Source organism: Collimonas sp. OK607, assembly GCF_900111995.1.
Lineage (GTDB): Bacteria > Pseudomonadota > Gammaproteobacteria > Burkholderiales > Burkholderiaceae_D > Collimonas.
This window is the reverse complement of the sequence record NZ_FOKF01000046.1, coordinates 1-15,120: the sequence shown is the minus strand read 5'-3', so window position 1 is coordinate 15,120 and position 15,120 is coordinate 1. Positions and strand designations below refer to the sequence as shown.

Annotated in this window: 16 protein-coding genes; 8 read left to right on the top strand and 8 right to left on the bottom strand. The window is 56.9% G+C overall.

The features are described from left to right. Positions 1-71 precede the first annotated feature (71 nt). The 4 genes from BM029_RS22120 to BM029_RS22105 all read right to left on the bottom strand — a co-directional run bounded on the left by BM029_RS22120 (position 72) and on the right by BM029_RS22105 (position 2,852). The gene (locus BM029_RS22120; protein WP_092414474.1) at positions 72-209 is read right to left on the bottom strand and encodes a DUF3096 domain-containing protein; all 138 of its coding nucleotides are present in this window, start codon (positions 207-209) and stop codon (positions 72-74) included. Between the two features lie 365 nt (positions 210-574). Beyond that, positions 575-907: a hypothetical protein gene (locus BM029_RS22115; protein ID WP_092439768.1), complete on the bottom strand. Its 333-nt coding sequence runs from the start codon at positions 905-907 to the stop codon at positions 575-577. Positions 908-1,036: 129 nt separating this feature from the next. Continuing rightward, a complete protein-coding gene (locus tag BM029_RS22110; protein WP_092439766.1) occupies positions 1,037-1,498 on the bottom strand; it encodes a GNAT family N-acetyltransferase in 462 nt (153 codons plus the stop codon). A 37-nt stretch (positions 1,499-1,535) separates the two neighbouring features. Beyond that, positions 1,536-2,852: an MFS transporter gene (locus BM029_RS22105; protein ID WP_092439764.1), complete on the bottom strand. Its 1,317-nt coding sequence runs from the start codon at positions 2,850-2,852 to the stop codon at positions 1,536-1,538. A 205-nt stretch (positions 2,853-3,057) separates the two neighbouring features. Here BM029_RS22105 and BM029_RS22100 point away from each other — a divergent pair, with 205 nt between their 5' ends. After that, positions 3,058-3,993, top strand: coding sequence for a LysR substrate-binding domain-containing protein (locus tag BM029_RS22100; protein ID WP_092439762.1), 936 nt, complete (start codon positions 3,058-3,060; stop codon positions 3,991-3,993). 343 nt (positions 3,994-4,336) lie between these two features. On the opposite strand, the gene BM029_RS22095 is transcribed toward BM029_RS22100, so the two are convergent. Both BM029_RS22095 and BM029_RS22090 read right to left on the bottom strand, forming a co-directional pair. Then, positions 4,337-4,738 carry a carboxymuconolactone decarboxylase family protein gene (locus tag BM029_RS22095; RefSeq protein ID WP_211482518.1) on the bottom strand — a complete coding sequence of 134 codons (402 nt, stop codon included), beginning with the start codon at positions 4,736-4,738 and terminating at the stop codon, positions 4,337-4,339. Positions 4,739-4,765: 27 nt separating this feature from the next. Further along, on the bottom strand, positions 4,766-5,161 hold the full coding sequence (locus BM029_RS22090; protein ID WP_092439758.1) for a MerR family transcriptional regulator: 396 nt from the start codon (positions 5,159-5,161) through the stop codon (positions 4,766-4,768). 177 nt (positions 5,162-5,338) lie between these two features. Between BM029_RS22090 and BM029_RS22085 the strand changes: the two genes are divergently transcribed. From BM029_RS22085 to BM029_RS22060, 6 genes are all read left to right on the top strand, one after another. Next, positions 5,339-6,007 (top strand): response regulator transcription factor, encoded by a 669-nt coding sequence (locus BM029_RS22085; RefSeq protein WP_092439756.1) that lies wholly within the window; start codon positions 5,339-5,341, stop codon positions 6,005-6,007. Continuing rightward, on the top strand, positions 6,004-7,392 hold the full coding sequence (locus BM029_RS22080; RefSeq protein WP_371329156.1) for a sensor histidine kinase: 1,389 nt from the start codon (positions 6,004-6,006) through the stop codon (positions 7,390-7,392). The genes BM029_RS22085 and BM029_RS22080 overlap by 4 nt, the downstream gene beginning before the upstream one ends. 146 nt (positions 7,393-7,538) lie before the next feature. After that, positions 7,539-8,939 carry a pyridoxal-phosphate dependent enzyme gene (locus tag BM029_RS22075; RefSeq protein ID WP_092439754.1) on the top strand — a complete coding sequence of 467 codons (1,401 nt, stop codon included), beginning with the start codon at positions 7,539-7,541 and terminating at the stop codon, positions 8,937-8,939. Beyond that, positions 8,936-10,135, top strand: coding sequence for a trans-sulfuration enzyme family protein (locus tag BM029_RS22070; protein WP_170851185.1), 1,200 nt, complete (start codon positions 8,936-8,938; stop codon positions 10,133-10,135). The genes BM029_RS22075 and BM029_RS22070 overlap by 4 nt, the downstream gene beginning before the upstream one ends. Next, a complete protein-coding gene (locus BM029_RS22065) occupies positions 10,132-10,527 on the top strand; it encodes a tetratricopeptide repeat protein (RefSeq protein WP_211482517.1) in 396 nt (131 codons plus the stop codon). Before BM029_RS22070 ends, BM029_RS22065 begins: the two co-directional genes overlap by 4 nt. Before the next feature lie 219 nt (positions 10,528-10,746). After that, positions 10,747-11,334 carry a CVNH domain-containing protein gene (locus BM029_RS22060; RefSeq protein ID WP_092439752.1) on the top strand — a complete coding sequence of 196 codons (588 nt, stop codon included), beginning with the start codon at positions 10,747-10,749 and terminating at the stop codon, positions 11,332-11,334. Positions 11,335-11,360: 26 nt separating this feature from the next. Here BM029_RS22060 and BM029_RS22055 read toward each other — a convergent pair whose 3' ends face one another. Then, positions 11,361-12,281, bottom strand: coding sequence for a LysR family transcriptional regulator (locus tag BM029_RS22055; RefSeq protein ID WP_092439750.1), 921 nt, complete (start codon positions 12,279-12,281; stop codon positions 11,361-11,363). A gap of 146 nt (positions 12,282-12,427) precedes the next feature. On the opposite strand from BM029_RS22055, the gene metE reads away from it, so the two are divergent. After that, positions 12,428-14,716: a 5-methyltetrahydropteroyltriglutamate--homocysteine S-methyltransferase gene (metE, locus tag BM029_RS22050; protein WP_170851184.1), complete on the top strand. Its 2,289-nt coding sequence runs from the start codon at positions 12,428-12,430 to the stop codon at positions 14,714-14,716. A gap of 97 nt (positions 14,717-14,813) precedes the next feature. Here metE and BM029_RS26385 read toward each other — a convergent pair. Next, positions 14,814-15,120, bottom strand: a 307-nt coding sequence (locus tag BM029_RS26385; protein WP_244545178.1) for a transposase, incomplete at its 5' end; no start/stop codon positions are given.

The following is a 15,120-nucleotide window of genomic DNA, read 5'->3' as shown; positions in this document are numbered from 1 at the left end:
GTGGTTTGCTGCAAGGCGCAAATTTTTGACAAATCCGTGCGGATTTTGCATCCCGGCACGGAACAAGTCACTCAGCGGCCGAACAAGCCAATCAGGCCGATGACTATCAGATACAGCGCGATAATGTAGTTCAGGAGGCGCGGAATCACCAGGATAAGTACGCCTGCGATCAGCGAAACGATAGGGGTCAGATGTAGATTGGCAATCATGTGCGTTCCTTTTTTCGAGTGAGGAATCAGGGTACATCTGGCTCGATGATACGTCGGCGACAGCATTTTCATTGTAGGACAAGGCCGCCAAACATCGTAGGATTATGCTGATTTCTGAAAAAAACGGCTTGGCTATCGACTGTATCAGGAGGAGAGACCGTTACAGTGTTGGCTAATGCCGATAAGGACACACACACCGTCAGGTGCGCGAGCTGAAACCTGGCGGTCATCGTCAGCAACGGGCAGGTCGTTGGCGATCACCATTTCAGATCAGGCAAGAGACGGATTTACTCCCTTCCCGGGGAATACATTGGCGCTTTCACAAGTTTGCTGAAACGTGCTTTGATAACATTAACAAGTCGGCGTCAGAGGGCGCGCGCACCCGAAATCATGCGGGTGATGAATGCTGAACGTTCAGTCTTTTGCTTGGGTAACGCGCGCTCGATCATCGAAGTCCATTGCTCCGACAATTGCTGGCAAGTAGCGCGCAGCACGGGTGCCAGGCCTGGCCAGTCCGACAGGGTGCGCAAGTGTCGTTCAATCGTCTTGGCCGACTGCACGCAGGCGTCGCTCGCCAGGTTGTGCATATTGTATTGAGAGATCAGGTGCAGCACGGCCGAGATCAGGAGTTCTGGCGGTGTCCGGTAGTCCTCGGTTGCGGTCGAAACCTGATCTGCTGCATGGCGCGAACTATTCATCAAAAACTCCTTGATCGGGTTGCTTTAAATAGTAATGATTCTCATTTAAATTATTATCCAACGCGAGTTTGAATGCAAGCACTTTGCTGTTTTTAATTTGACAGGGGAGTTTCGGACCTTCGGTGCGGCTTAAGCGGAAGCCGGGAAAGGATCTGGTCGAGGTGGGCAGACCATCAGGTGGTCCACGTCTTCCCGACCGACTTCCCTGAAACCCAGCGCTTCGTATAGCCGCCTTGCCGGATTGCCGGTCAATACCTTCAGCGCCGTGGGTAATTGATCGCGGCTAGCCTGGTTCAAGACGTTTTCGATGATGGCCCGGCCCAGGCCTTGCCTCTGAAATTCCGGGGCAATCTGGATCTGCGCGATATACCATCGCGTTGGTTCCTTATAGGCTTTCAGCAAGCCGATATCCCGGCCGTTCATAGAGACGATCCGGGCATGTTCGAACAGAGACAGGACCCGCGCCAGTTGTGCGGCATCGTCGCGGGCGGCGTTAACCCGCTCCAGATGCTCGCTCATGGTGGCGTTGCGCAGCGCGATCAGGAACGGCATGTCCGCTTCGGTAGCATTTCTGAATTCGAGGGCTGGCATACCGTCCTTTCTATTGCTTTCTGCTCTTTACCTTTACTTACTTGTTCACCAGATGTTTCGGCACCGAGAGCGTCAGCAATGCACCCAGTACCAGCGACGCTGCTAACACAAACATGCCGCTGTTGGTGCTCTGGGTCTGGTCTTTGAGCCAGCCGACCAGGTACGGGCTGACGAAACCGGCCAGGTTGCCAAGCGAATTGATCAAGGCAATCCCGGCCGCCGCCGCCGCGCCGCCGAGGAACGCTGTCGGCAAACTCCAGAACAGCGGCAATACGGTAATGATACCGATAGTCGCCAAGGTGAGCGCGGACATAGCCAGCAACGTATTGTGATCGTATACCGTGCTCAGGACCAGGCCGATGCTGCCCAGCAGTGCCGGGATCGCCACGTGCCAGCGCCGTTCACGCCGTGCATCGGCACTTTGGCCGATCAAGATCATGGCTACTGCCGCCGTCGCGTAAGGGATGGCCGTCAGCAAGCCGATATTGAAAGTGTCGGTTACGCCGGTAGTCTTGATAATGGTGGGCAGCCAGAAACTGACGCCGTACAGACCCATGACGAAGCAAAAATAGATCAGCGCCATCAGCCACACACGAGGGTTGGCAAACATCTGGCCCAGGGAAGCCTCTGTCTTCTGGCTGCTTTCTGCCTGTATCTGCGATTCGAGCAGTTGCTTTTCCTCCTCGCTCAGCCAGTTGGCGCCGCGGATCCGGTCTTGCAGATAAAAGATCACGACCACACCCAGCACCAAAGAGGGAATCGCCTCCAGGATAAACATCCATTGCCAGCCTGCCAGACCATGTACGCCAGGCATGGCTTTCATGATCCAGCCTGACAGCGGGCCGCCGATGACGCCGGATATCGGCACACCGGTCATGAACAGCGCCGTCATTTTGCCGCGCCGATTGGATGGGTACCAGTAAGTCAGATACAGGATAACGCCGGGAAAGAAGCCGGCTTCGGCTACACCGAGCAAGAAGCGCATGACGTAAAACGTGGTTGGGCTGTCGACAAAGATCATGGCGCCGGAGACGATGCCCCAGGTGATCATGATGCGGGCGATCCAAAGCCGGGCGCCGACCCGATGCAGGATCATGTTGCTGGGTATTTCAAAAATGAAGTAGCCGAGGAAAAAAATTCCGGCGCCCAGACCGTAAACGGTTTCACTGAATTTCAGGTCGTTGAGCATTTGCAGCTTGGCGAAACCGACATTCACGCGATCCAGATAGGAGGCGACATAGCAGAGGAACAGCATGGGTAGCAGGCGCCAGGTCACCTTGGCGTAGGTGGCTGTTTCGAATGCGGAATTGGCGGGAGTGCTGGTCGAACTTGTTGCGCTTGGATTATCGGACATGTCTCTCTCTCTCTCTCGGCCTATTGGTTTAGTTATAAGAAACGATAGCTGCAAATCTCGATTTGGTTATATTGCTGAAAGGCATTGTAGCCTTACAGGTGTGGAATGGCTATGTGGCGATTTCGCGGCGAGCCCGGCGAAGTCGTTTACACTGCTATGCGCTGTCGCAGCATACCGTCCACACATATCTAGAGGTCCGCGCTTTATGGAATTGCGCCAACTGCGCTATTTTGTCGCTATCGTCGATCATGGTTCGCTGTCACGCGCCGCGCGGGTGTTGCATATCGCCCAGCCGGCCTTGACGCAGCAGATCAAGCAACTGGAAGACGAACTGGCTGCGCAACTGCTGCATCGCTCGGCACAGGGAGTGATCGCCACCGACGCCGGCAAGATTTTCTACGAACATGCGCAAGCGATCCTGAAGCAGGTAAGCGATGCCAGATCGGCTGTTGCCCAGTCAACCGACAAACCTGCAGGCACGGTCGCCCTGGGTATTCCCCAAAGTGCTTCAGGCACCCTGGCATTGCCTTTGCTAACCGCAATGCGCGAAAGATATCCGGATATTTCGCTGCAATTGACGGAGGAATTGACGGGCAACCTGATCGAGCAATTAAAGACCGGACGCATCAACCTGGCCGTGTTGTTCGATGACGGCCAGCTGACCTCATTCGCTACCACGCCGCTGGTAGAGGAGGAGATGATGTTTATTACGCGCACCGGTTCTCAGTATGCGACAGCACGCCGCTCTGTGACTTTCGCGCGTGCGGTCAAGGCAAAGCTGATATTGCCCGGCATGCAGCACGGCGTGCGGCCTCGCATCGAAAGCGTCGCCCGGGCCGCAGGCCTGACGCTTGATAACGTGATCGAAATCAGTTCGGTGACGATTATGAAATCGGCCATTTTGGCGGATATCGGCGCCACCATCTTGCCGGTAGCGCCGCTGCTGCCGGAAATCAAGCGCGGCGAGATGACGGCTTATGCGATCACCGGCGCAAAGCTGTCGCGCACGCTAACCTTGTGTGCATCCAGGAATATTCCGCTGACCACTGCGGCCGCGGCGGTAGAGCGTCTGGTGCTGGAGGTGGCCGACGAGTTGTGCCGTAGCGGCGAGTGGTTGCATGCAAGAATTCTTGCGCGCTAAGCTCGAATGCATCTATTTGACGAGAGCGGTTAGCCATCGTTTTTCCTTATATCCCTATCCAGAATCGGTATTTCCTGCAAATGCGCAGTTCCCTTAGACTTCAGTCACAGCAGAGTTCAGCCTGCGCTGTGTTGCGAAGGCCGCCACCATGGCCGCATCGTCTGGTAGTCGGACACTTTATCGGGTGTCCACATGGCAGATGTCTTCCGGATCATCATTCCGGGAATTGGTTTAATCGCACATGCCAGGTTTTCTGTTGATTTGTCATCTGGAATCTGTGCCGCGGCTCCGTCCTGATCAAACGGAGCGAGCCGGAACCACGTTTGATTCCAGCTCCATTCGTCTACAAGCTAGCCAGCTTATCGTGTTCGGCAAACACTTCTTTCGCCGCAAACATGCCGTTCAATGCTGCAGGAAAACCGGCGTACAGCGCCATCTGGATAATCGTTTCAGTAATTTCCAGGCGTGACAGGCCGACGTTCAAGGCGGCTGCCAGATGCACCTTCAATTGCGGTTGTGCCGTACCCATGGCAGTCAGCGCCGCCACCGTGGCCAGTTCGCGCTGTTGCAAGCTGAGTCCGGGACGGGAATAGATTTCGCCGAAGCCGAATTCGATGACATAGCGTCCCAGGTCGGGAGAAATGTCGGCCAGGCTGTCGATCACTTTCTCGCCGGCGATGTCGTCCACTTCTTTCAAACGTTGCAAACCTCTTTCATAAGTGCTTTGTTCCATGCGATTCTCCAAGCGATTATCCAATATTATCCAAATGAGTTATGCGTCGATGGTGGCTTTCAGTTTTCGTTCCAGGTCAGCATAAAGCGCGACTTTGTCGCGTAATATCACCAGCGTTTCCTGTAACTCCAACAGTTCAGCTTCCAGCGCTACCGTATGCTGCTCCAGCATTACCTTGCGCTCTGACACACTGCCAATTTGTTCCCCCAGCCTGCGCAGTTCGGCATAGCGCAGCATTTTCTGTATCGACATGCCGGTAGCGCGCAACCTGAGCAGGAATCCAATCCAGATCAGGTCTTCCTGGCGATACATGCGATGCTGATTGCTTTGCCTCGGGACAGGATCGATCAACCCTATCTTTTCGTAATAGCGCAAAGTGTGGATGCTGAGTCCGGTGGCTGTTGCAGCTTGTTGGATCGTAATGGTAGTGGCCATGGAAGAAAGTCTAAAAGTTAGAGTGCGCTCTAGGTCAAGCGTTTATTATCGCAGGGCATCGCTGCACGCAGCGCCTACCGATTAAAATTGGTGCTTGTTACGCACGATTGCAATAAAGGCAATTCTCGATGAGGTGACCCCTCATTTGAGCGAATTTCAGGAATGACGAAGGATTCAATGCATATTCTTTTGGTAGAAGACGATTCTGTGCTGGCAGATGGCATCTTGCGCATCTTCAAAGGCCACGGCATGGTGGTCGATGTGGTGCAGAACGGTAACGATGCCGACGCACTGCTGCAACGCACTGAAATCTCAGTGGTGGTGCTGGATATCGGCTTGCCGGGTATCGACGGTTTCGAGGTGATTCGTCGACTGCGCGCGCGCGGCAGCCACGTGCCGGTGCTATTGCTGACCGCCCGCGATTCGGTGCAGGACCGGGTTTATGGGCTGGAGCTGGGGGCGGATGATTACCTGGTGAAGCCGTTCGCAACCCAGGAACTCGTGGCCAGGGTGCGCGCGCTGCTGCGCCGTAGCGCGCCGCAACCGCTTGAGATGCATCTGGGCGGCCTGTCGCTGAACACCTCATCGCGGCGTGCAAAAATCAACGGCAAGACGATCGATCTGTCGGTGCGCGAATGGGCGGTACTTGAATATCTGCTGCAGCAAGCTTCACGCGTGGTATCGCGCCAGCAGATTATCGACGCCATATTGCCCTGGGGGGCAGAACTGACACTGAATGCAGTCGAGGTCTACATATCCAGGATCCGCCTGAAAATCGCCGATGCCGGGATCGAGATCCGCACCATACGCGGGTTCGGCTACATGCTGGAAAAAAGCGAGCCATGAGCATGTCCAGCATCCGCATCAGTTTGCTGAAGTGGCTGATTGTGCCGTTGCTGCTTGTTAATTTCGTTGGCGCCGGCCTGACTTACTGGCTAGCCTGGATTCCTGCCCAGATCGCTTTCGACCAGAGCCTGGCGGACGCCGGCTGGGCCATGATTCCGCGTTTGCACGAAGCCGGCGCACAAGTCGAAATCGACTTGTCGAAGCAAGCCGAGCAGGTGCTGCGGGTCGATCATTTCGACGCCATATTCCTGGCGGTGCGCGACCGCCAGGGCAAGCTGCTCGCCGGCGATGCCGATTTCCCCGCGTTGCCGCAAAACGAACAATTGAACGACCCAACCCCCTACGACGGCCTCATGCGCGGCGAGCCAGTGCGGGTCGTGGCCTTGAAAACCATGATCGGCAATCAGCCGGTATTCATTGGCGTCGCTGAAACTTTGCGCAAGCGCACACATATTCGTTCAGTGATATTTTTGGCGCTGATGTTGTTGGAGGGAGTGCTAAGCCTGGTGCTGATTGCCGCCATCTGGCTGGCGGTCAGCAAGGGGCTGCTGCCGCTGAAAAAGATGAAGCTGGACCTGAATGCACGCAGTGGAGAGGATTTGTCGGCGCTGGACGAACATCATGTGCCGCTCGAACTTAGCCCGGTAGTGAAAGCCATCAACGGCTTGCTGAATAAAGTGCAACTGGATGCCAAGGCGCAGCAGAATTTTCTCGCCAATGTCGCGCATCAGTTACGCACGCCGCTGGCCGGCTTCCGGACCCAGCTGGAATGGCTGCTGCAGAAGCATGCGGACGAACCGGAAAGCGCGCATTCGATCGCGCTGATGACGTCGTCGACCGAGCGCATGATCCGCCAGACCAACCAGTTGCTGACGCTGGCGCGCGCCGAGCCGGCCAAGTTCGAGAAAGAACGCTTGCGGGTGGTCGATCTCAATAAATTGGTGGAGGAATCGATCCAGCATTTTGTCGAGCAGGCGCACAAGAAGAATATCGACCTTGGCTTCAACTTGCAGCCGGCTCGCGTAATGGGCGACCATTTCCTGTTGCTGGATTTGATCGATAACCTGGTCGACAATGCCATCCGCTATTCCCCGCAAAAAGGCACGGTCACGGTCAATACACTGCAAGGCAAGGATGGCGGGATTTTTTCGGTTGAGGATTCTGGCCCCGGGATTGCGCCGTCCGAGCAGGAGTTGATTTTCAACCGCTATCATCGGCTTGACGATCACGTCGCTGGCAATGGTTTAGGCTTGGCGATCGTGCGCGATATTACTAAAGATCATGGCGCCAGGATCACTGTCGAGCCCGGGGCAGCCGGCGGGACGATTTTTTCGGTGTATTTTCCATTTCCGATTCTGGGCGCGCCGGCAAAATTACCGGCTTAGTTGCTACGCAAGTTCGCTACCCGAGTTCGTTAGCAAAGTTTTCGACACTAAAATAATCCGGCAAAGAACTGATAAGATAGGTCGGTCATATTTTTTTGAAGCAGGCAGCGCAACCGCTGTCGATTTTCTAACAGGAAGATCTGCTCATGAACTTGTCAAGCCGTCCAGCAGTGCTGGACCTGATCGGCAACACGCCGTTGATAGAAGTGACGCGGCTCGATACCGGCTGTTGCCAGCTTTTCCTCAAGCTGGAATCGCAAAATCCGGGTGGTTCTATCAAAGACCGTATCGGCCTGTCCATGATCGAGGCGGCCGAACAGGATGGCCGCCTGCAAGCTGGCGGCATCGTGATAGAAGCGACCGCCGGCAACACCGGCCTGGGCTTGGCGCTGGTTGCTTGCGCCAAGGGCTATCGTGTGATTCTGGTGGTGCCGGACAAAATGTCGGTGGAGAAAATACAGCATCTGAAAGCGCTCGGCGCCGAAGTCCATATGACCCGGTCGGATGTCGGCAAGGGTCATCCCGAGTACTATCAGGATTACGCGGCGCGCCTGGCGTGTGAAATGCCAGGTGCTTTCTATGCCGACCAATTCAACAATCCAAGCAATCCCCTGGCCCATGAGCAAAGCACGGCTCCCGAAATTTGGGAGCAATGCGGGCATCAGCTTGACGCTATCGTCTGCGGTGTCGGTTCGGCGGGCACGCTTACCGGCCTTACGCGGTTTTTCCGCAAGGCGCAGCCGGAACTGGAGTTTGTCCTGGCCGATCCCAAAGGTTCTATCCTGGCCGAATATGTCAATACCGGGAAGATAGAATCAACGCCGGGTTCCTGGGCGGTTGAGGGAATCGGCGAGGATTTCGTTCCCTCCATCGCGGATCTTTCCGGCGTCAAACATACGTATACGATCAGCGATGAGGAAAGTTTCAGCAGCGCCCGCGAACTGGTGCGTGCGGAGGGCATCCTGGGTGGCTCGTCAACCGGTACCTTGCTGGCGGCAGCGCTCCGTTATTGCCGCGAGCAGAGCAAACCAAAACGCGTTGTAACCATCGTTTGCGATACTGGTACGCGTTACCTGTCGAAGATGTACAACGACAACTGGATGCACGACCAGGGTTTGCTCAAGCGCGAACTGTTGGGCGATTTGCGCGACATCATCGGTCGTCGTTACGACGAGGGCAGCGTCATCAGCGTGGCGCCTGGCGATACCTTGATGACCGCATTTAACCGCATGCGCAGCGCAGAGGTTTCACAATTACCGGTGATGGAGGCGGAGGCGGAGGAGCAAGGGCGGGGCCAGCATGTGATCGGGATTATCGATGAATCCGACGTGTTGCTGAAAGTGGCTGCCGATGCCGCCCATTTCAGTGATCCGGTGAGTAGCACCATGACCAGCGCGATAGAAAAGCTGGCGCCGACCGCAGGTGTCGATGCGCTACGCAGTACGCTAGCCCGTGGCTTGGTCGCCATCATTGCCGACGGCGACCGCTTCTACGGTTTGATTACCCGTTTCGATCTGCTTAACCATCTTCGAAGGAGTCTGTCATGACCATCAGCAACGATGCCGAGCATCCGTCCGATATGCATTTCGCTACTCGCGTGATTCACGCCGGGCAAGCTCCCGATCCGACTACCGGCGCCATCATGCCGCCGATCTACGCCACCTCGACATTCGTGCAGCAAAGCCCGGGTGTCAACAAGGGGCTGGATTACGGTCGCTCCCACAATCCGACGCGCTGGGCGCTGGAGCGCTGCGTGGCCGACCTGGAAGAAGGCGCCCAGGGTTTTGCGTTCGCTTCCGGCATGGCTGCCGCGGCTAACGTGCTGGAATTGCTGGATAGCGGCGCCCATGTGGTCGCCGGCGACGATTTATACGGCGGCACCTATCGTCTCTTCGACAAGGTGCGCAAGCGCAGCGCCGGCTTGTCGTTCAGTTTCGTCGACATGGTTGATCCGGCCAATGTGCTTGCAGCGATCCGGCCGGACACCAGAATGGTCTGGGTCGAAACGCCGACCAATCCGATGCTGAAGCTGGCCGACCTGGCCGCGATCGCCAAGATCTGCCGAGAGCGCGGCATCATCGCCGTCGCCGACAATACTTTCGCCAGTCCGATGGTGCAGCGTCCGCTCACCTTCGGCTTCGATGTGGTGCTGCATTCGACCACCAAATATCTGAACGGCCATTCCGACATCATCGGCGGCATTGCCGTGGTCGGCAGCGAAGCTCGTCAGGCGGAATGGCGCGAGCGCCTGGCGTTCCTGCAAAATGCGGTGGGCGCCATCGCCGGACCGTTCGACAGTTTCCTGGCCCTGCGCGGTGTCAAGACGCTGGCGCTGCGGGTGGAGCGCCATTGCGAAAATGGACTGGAACTGGCCGGTTGGCTGGAAAGCCTGCCGGAAGTTAAACGGGTCCACTATCCGGGTTTGGCTTCGCATCCCCAGCATGAACTGGCGCAGCGCCAGATGCAAGGTTATGGCGGCATCATCTCGGTAGAACTGAATAGCGACCTGGCGGGCGCCAAACGCTTCCTGGAACATTGCAAGATCTTTGCACTGGCAGAAAGCCTGGGCGGGGTAGAAAGCCTGATCGAACATCCCGCCATCATGACCCACGCCACCATTCCGGCAGAGCATCGGGCCAAGCTCGGGATCAGCGATTCGCTGGTCAGGTTATCGGTCGGGGTTGAAAATATTACCGACCTGAAAAACGATCTGAAGAATGCCTTGGCAGCCATGAAAGCATGAGCGACGCCATGCAAGATTGGGAAGCACGTGTAGCCGCGCTTTGGCAGCAGGTCGATGTGATTTCGCCCAAGGCGTTAGTGACCGGTATCGATGCCCTGGCGGCAGAGCGGCCGGCGGACGACGCCGTGGCTTTGTTCGAGCGTGCCTGCGCGCGCGATACGGCGGGGCTGGAATCGGCGGCGGAACCGCTGTATCGGGCCGCCCTGGCGAGCAAAGGTCTCGATCCTTATCGGCAGGCGCGTGCCTCGATCCAGCTCGGCAGTACTTTGCGTCTGCTAGGGCGGCTGGAAGAGAGCGAGCAGCTGCTTGCGGCCCAGCTTCAACGCTATGCAGAAGTTGGCTATGGCAATGCTTTATACGATGAAACCCGGGCCATTCTTGCCCTAACTTAGAGAGACGGAAGCCGCTTGCCTGGCGCTGTGCACGCTGGCGCCGCATCTGTCTCGCTACAATCGCTCGGTGGCGGCAAACACCGCTGAGATTCTCAAGAACACGGTCCCCGTTTCCAGTTGCTCCTGATCGTCAGGAAATCTTCAGGAAAATCTCTATTTTGTCGAAGTATAATTAGAAGATACAGAAGATACAAAATGCTTTGTTGAACGGAGATAAAAATGACAATCAAATCCATGCTGGCCATCATTGCCTGCGGTGCGTTTACCGCTTGTGCAGCAGGCCCTTACGACAACGGCTATAGTGGATATTCACCTGCCTCGCCTGCCGTTTCCGGCAGCTATGGCAATGCGCCGACCATTGTCGCTTATGGCGGATATGACGACCGTCCCTCGTATGGCGACGACAACAACTACGGCCGCGACAGTTGGACTCCTCCAGGGAGCTACCGCGATTCTTGCCGCGATATCGTGGTGCGGCGCGGGATGCTGGAAGCTACTTGCGGCGGCGATAATGGCGGCCGGCGGTCGGCGATTCCCCTGTCATCTTGCCGCAGCGGCAGTTTTGAAAATATCAACGGCAACCTGCAGTGCATGGGTGGGGGCGGTCGCGACTACGGCGGTTCCACCAGAAACCTGCCGCCGGGAAGCTACCTCCAGTCTTGTTCAGATGTCGGGATTCGAGGCGGCGTGCTGGAGGCAACTTGCGGCGGCGACAATAATCGTCGGATACGTTCTTCAATCTCGCTGCGCTCCTGCAGGAGCGGCAGCTTCAGCAATATAAACGGCTATCTGCAATGCGACCGCTAGTCAGGTAGCCGCAGAGGCAGTCGCAATCAAAGCAGTTCTACGCTCAGCAGGTTGACGTAGCAGCTTTCGCGCGTGGTGCTGACAAAGTCGGCCAGATACGATTGCTGCGACATCTCCGGCAGGCAAGCTGCATATAACCGTCCGGTGAGGCCGCCGGCGGTGATTCTCTTGGCCAGCACATAATCGCGCGTCAGATAATTTTGCGCGGCCCAGATCGGCAAGGTAGCGATGCCGCGGCGACTGGCCACCAATTGCAGCATCGCTACCGTCAATTCGGTGGTGCGGCGCGCGGTCTGGACACCGGCTGGTTTCAATACCTGACGTACTACATCCAGCATATCGTCCGGCACCGGATAGGTAATCAGCGTGTCGCCGGCAAAATCCTCTGCAACCAGATATTCCTTGCTTGCCAGCGGATGATCGTGCGCCACCAGCGCGACGATTTCAAAGCTGAACAAGGCGTGGTAATCCACCTTTTCATCAAGATCGACTTCAGCCACGATCGCAACATCGGCGCGATGCTCATATAGCAGCCCGACCGGATCCGCCTGGAAGCCCGAGACGATATCCAGTTCCACTTCCGGCCAGCGCTTGCGGAAGATATCCATGGCCGGCATCAGCCAGTCGAAACAGGTATGGCACTCCACCGCAATCCGCAACTGGCCCGCCACGCCTTGCGCCAGCCGCACCAGGTCGCGCTCGCTTTCCGCCACTTGCGGCAATACCGCATCCGCCAGCTTCAGCAAGCGTTCACCGGCCCGGGTAAACCGCACCGGCACCGATTTGCGTTCAAACAGCGTAGTGCCGTGATGATCTTCCAGCTGCTTGATCTGATGCGACAGCGCCGACTGGGTAACGTTAAGCAGCGTCGCCGCGCGCAGCAGGTTGCCGGCTTCGCGCAGGGCGTGCAGGGTTTTCAGGTGGCGTAGTTCCAGGATGGATTGCATATTGGTCGCTTATTTATTGTTCGATTATTAATTAAATTTCTGTGTATGAGTAAAATTCAAGTTGATTCTTAATATTTATCGTTTGAATCATAATCCAGGTTGGCCCAACATGCGAGTCATCGAATATGTTTTTTATGGAGATAAAGATGGCATTGGCACACGTATTAGGGTTTCCGCGCATCGGCGCTCACCGCGAACTGAAGTTTGCCCAGGAGTCGTTCTGGAAGGGCGCTTCCGATGAAGCCGCTTTGCGCGCCACCGGCGCCACGCTGCGCGCCCGTCACTGGCAGGCGCAGGCCGATGCCGACCTCGACTTCGTGACTGTCGGCGACTTTGCCTGGTACGACCAGGTGCTGGGCACGCTGGCTTTGCTGGGCGCAATTCCAAGCCGCTTCGGCTTCGATCCGAAACAGCTGACACTGTCCGACTATTTCACCCTGGCGCGCGGCAGCAAGCATCACTTCGCGATGGAAATGACCAAATGGTTCGATACCAACTATCACTATCTGGTGCCGGAATGGAGCGCCGATGTGCAGTTCGACGGCGGCGTCGACTGGCTGCACGATGAGATTGCCGAAGCGCGTGCGCTCGGTCATCGTGTAAAAGTTGCGCTGGTCGGCCCGTTGACGCTGCTGTATCAGGGCAAGATCAAGTCCGGCATTGCGCATAAGCTGGATCTGTTGCCCAAGGTGCTGGCCGGTTATCAGCAATTACTGCAGCGTTTGCAGCTTGCCGGCATCGAATCGGTACAGATCGATGAGCCGATCCTGGCGCTGGAACTGGACGCTACCTGGCGTGCCGCCTTTGCTCCAGCCTATGCGCAATTGTCAGGCACTGCGCCGGCATTGCTGCTGACTACGTATTTCGGCGAAGTCAGCGAACATGCCGAACTGCTGCGTTCGCTGCCGGTGGCCGGTGTCCATCTGGATCTGGTGCGTGGCGCCGGTCAGCTGGAGCAGATCGCTGCCGGCTGGCCGCAAGACAAGGTGCTGTCGCTGGGCGTGGTCGATGGCCGCAACCTGTGGCGTACCGACCTGGATCAGGTTTTGACCGAGCTAAAACCTTTGCAAGCCTATTTGGGCGACAAGTTGTGGGTGGCCTCCAGTTGCTCATTGCTGCACGTGCCGGTGGATCTGGCCAACGAAACCAAGCTCGACGACGAATTGAAAAGCTGGCTGGCGTTCGCTACTCAGAAACTGGCCGAAATCGTCGCCATCAAGCAGGCATTGAATGGCAAGGCAGCTGAAGTGGAAGCGCATTTCGTCGCTTCGCGCGCAGCCCAGGCCAGCCGCCGCAGCTCCAGCCGCATCCACAATCCGTTGGTGCAAAAGCGGCTGGCGGCAGTGACCGCGGCTGATGCCGAGCGTTCTGCCGGTTTTGCTGCGCGCATCGCCAAGCAGCAAGCCAAGTGGCAATTGCCGGCTTTCCCGACCACCACCATCGGATCTTTCCCGCAGACCGCGGAAATCCGCCAGGCGCGGGCCGCTTACAAACGCGGTGAAATCGGTCACCTGGATTACCTTGACAAGATGCGCGAAGAAATCCGCGTCGTTGTGGAGAAACAGGAACAGCTCGGTCTCGACGTGCTGGTGCATGGCGAGCCTGAGCGTAACGACATGGTCGAATATTTCGGCGAGCAGTTGTGGGGTTACACCTTTACCGCCAATGGCTGGGTGCAAAGCTACGGCTCGCGCTGCGTCAAACCGCCGATTATTTATGGCGACGTGTATCGTCCGGAAGCGATGACCGTAGGCTGGAGCCAGTTTGCCCAGACCCTGACGGCCAAGCCGATGAAGGGCATGCTGACCGGTCCGGTGACTATGTTGCAATGGTCCTTCGTACGTGACGACCAGCCGCGTGAAACCACTGCGCTGCAAATCGCCCTGGCATTGCGCGACGAGGTTTGCGACCTGGAAAAAGCCAACATCGGCATGATCCAGATCGACGAACCGGCTTTCCGTGAAGGCTTGCCGTTGAAATCACGCGACTGGCCGCATTACCTGGACTGGGCGGTGCGCGCGTTCAAGATCAGCGCCGCCGGCGTCGGCGACGAAACCCAGATCCACACCCACATGTGCTATTCGGAATTCAACGACATCCTGCCATGGATCGCAGCGATGGACGCTGACGTCATCACTATCGAGACTTCACGGTCGGATATGGAATTGCTGGATGGTTTCGGACAGTTCGCTTACCCCAACGACATCGGTCCGGGCGTCTACGACATCCATTCGCCGCGGGTGCCGCAAGTCGATGAGATGGAACGTCTGTTGCGCAAGGCGCGCGGTGTGATTCCCGATGCCCGCTTGTGGGTCAATCCGGATTGCGGCCTGAAGACACGCGGCTGGCCGGAGACTTATGAAGCACTGGAAAACATGGTGCTGGCAGCCAAGCGCCTGCGTGAGAGTGTGGCGCAGGAGCGTAAGGCGGCATAGTAGGGCTGCACAACGTGCAAGGGTAATAAAACAAAAGGGAGCAAGTGTTACTTGCTCCCTTCAGGTTGCTGACGAACCCACCATTTTTTGGTGGGTTTTATTTTTTGTGGTTTGAATTGGGTCGCGCCTCTAAAAAAACAGGCAATCGGCAGAAGAAGGCACCATACAAGAGGAAATGGCACATAAAGACGTATGCGCGGTCGAAATGGACGTTTAAAGAAGCTAAAAGCCGCGCCAGCAGCAGCGCGATCTTCTTCATATTCTGGCAAGCAGCCCCCAACAGACACTGCTCGGCGAGCTTGCGCAAGCCACGCATCTTTGCGTAGCGATGGCCATGTAGCTGCTTAGCATCGGCGAAACTGCGCTCCACCGTTTCCTTGCGCCGGGCATAAATACGCTTGCCC

Coding starts and splice junctions, on each gene's coding strand:
- BM029_RS22120 (WP_092414474.1), bottom strand. CDS start 209: ATGATTGCCAATCTACATCTGACCCCTATCGTTTCGCTGATCGCAGGC.
- BM029_RS22115 (WP_092439768.1), bottom strand. CDS start 907: ATGAATAGTTCGCGCCATGCAGCAGATCAGGTTTCGACCGCAACCGAG.
- BM029_RS22110 (WP_092439766.1), bottom strand. CDS start 1,498: ATGCCAGCCCTCGAATTCAGAAATGCTACCGAAGCGGACATGCCGTTC.
- BM029_RS22105 (WP_092439764.1), bottom strand. CDS start 2,852: ATGTCCGATAATCCAAGCGCAACAAGTTCGACCAGCACTCCCGCCAAT.
- BM029_RS22100 (WP_092439762.1), top strand. CDS start 3,058: ATGGAATTGCGCCAACTGCGCTATTTTGTCGCTATCGTCGATCATGGT.
- BM029_RS22090 (WP_092439758.1), bottom strand. CDS start 5,161: ATGGCCACTACCATTACGATCCAACAAGCTGCAACAGCCACCGGACTC.
- BM029_RS22085 (WP_092439756.1), top strand. CDS start 5,339: ATGCATATTCTTTTGGTAGAAGACGATTCTGTGCTGGCAGATGGCATC.
- BM029_RS22080 (WP_371329156.1), top strand. CDS start 6,004: ATGAGCATGTCCAGCATCCGCATCAGTTTGCTGAAGTGGCTGATTGTG.
- BM029_RS22075 (WP_092439754.1), top strand. CDS start 7,539: ATGAACTTGTCAAGCCGTCCAGCAGTGCTGGACCTGATCGGCAACACG.
- BM029_RS22070 (WP_170851185.1), top strand. CDS start 8,936: ATGACCATCAGCAACGATGCCGAGCATCCGTCCGATATGCATTTCGCT.
- BM029_RS22065 (WP_211482517.1), top strand. CDS start 10,132: ATGAGCGACGCCATGCAAGATTGGGAAGCACGTGTAGCCGCGCTTTGG.
- BM029_RS22060 (WP_092439752.1), top strand. CDS start 10,747: ATGACAATCAAATCCATGCTGGCCATCATTGCCTGCGGTGCGTTTACC.
- BM029_RS22055 (WP_092439750.1), bottom strand. CDS start 12,281: ATGCAATCCATCCTGGAACTACGCCACCTGAAAACCCTGCACGCCCTG.
- metE (WP_170851184.1), top strand. CDS start 12,428: ATGGCATTGGCACACGTATTAGGGTTTCCGCGCATCGGCGCTCACCGC.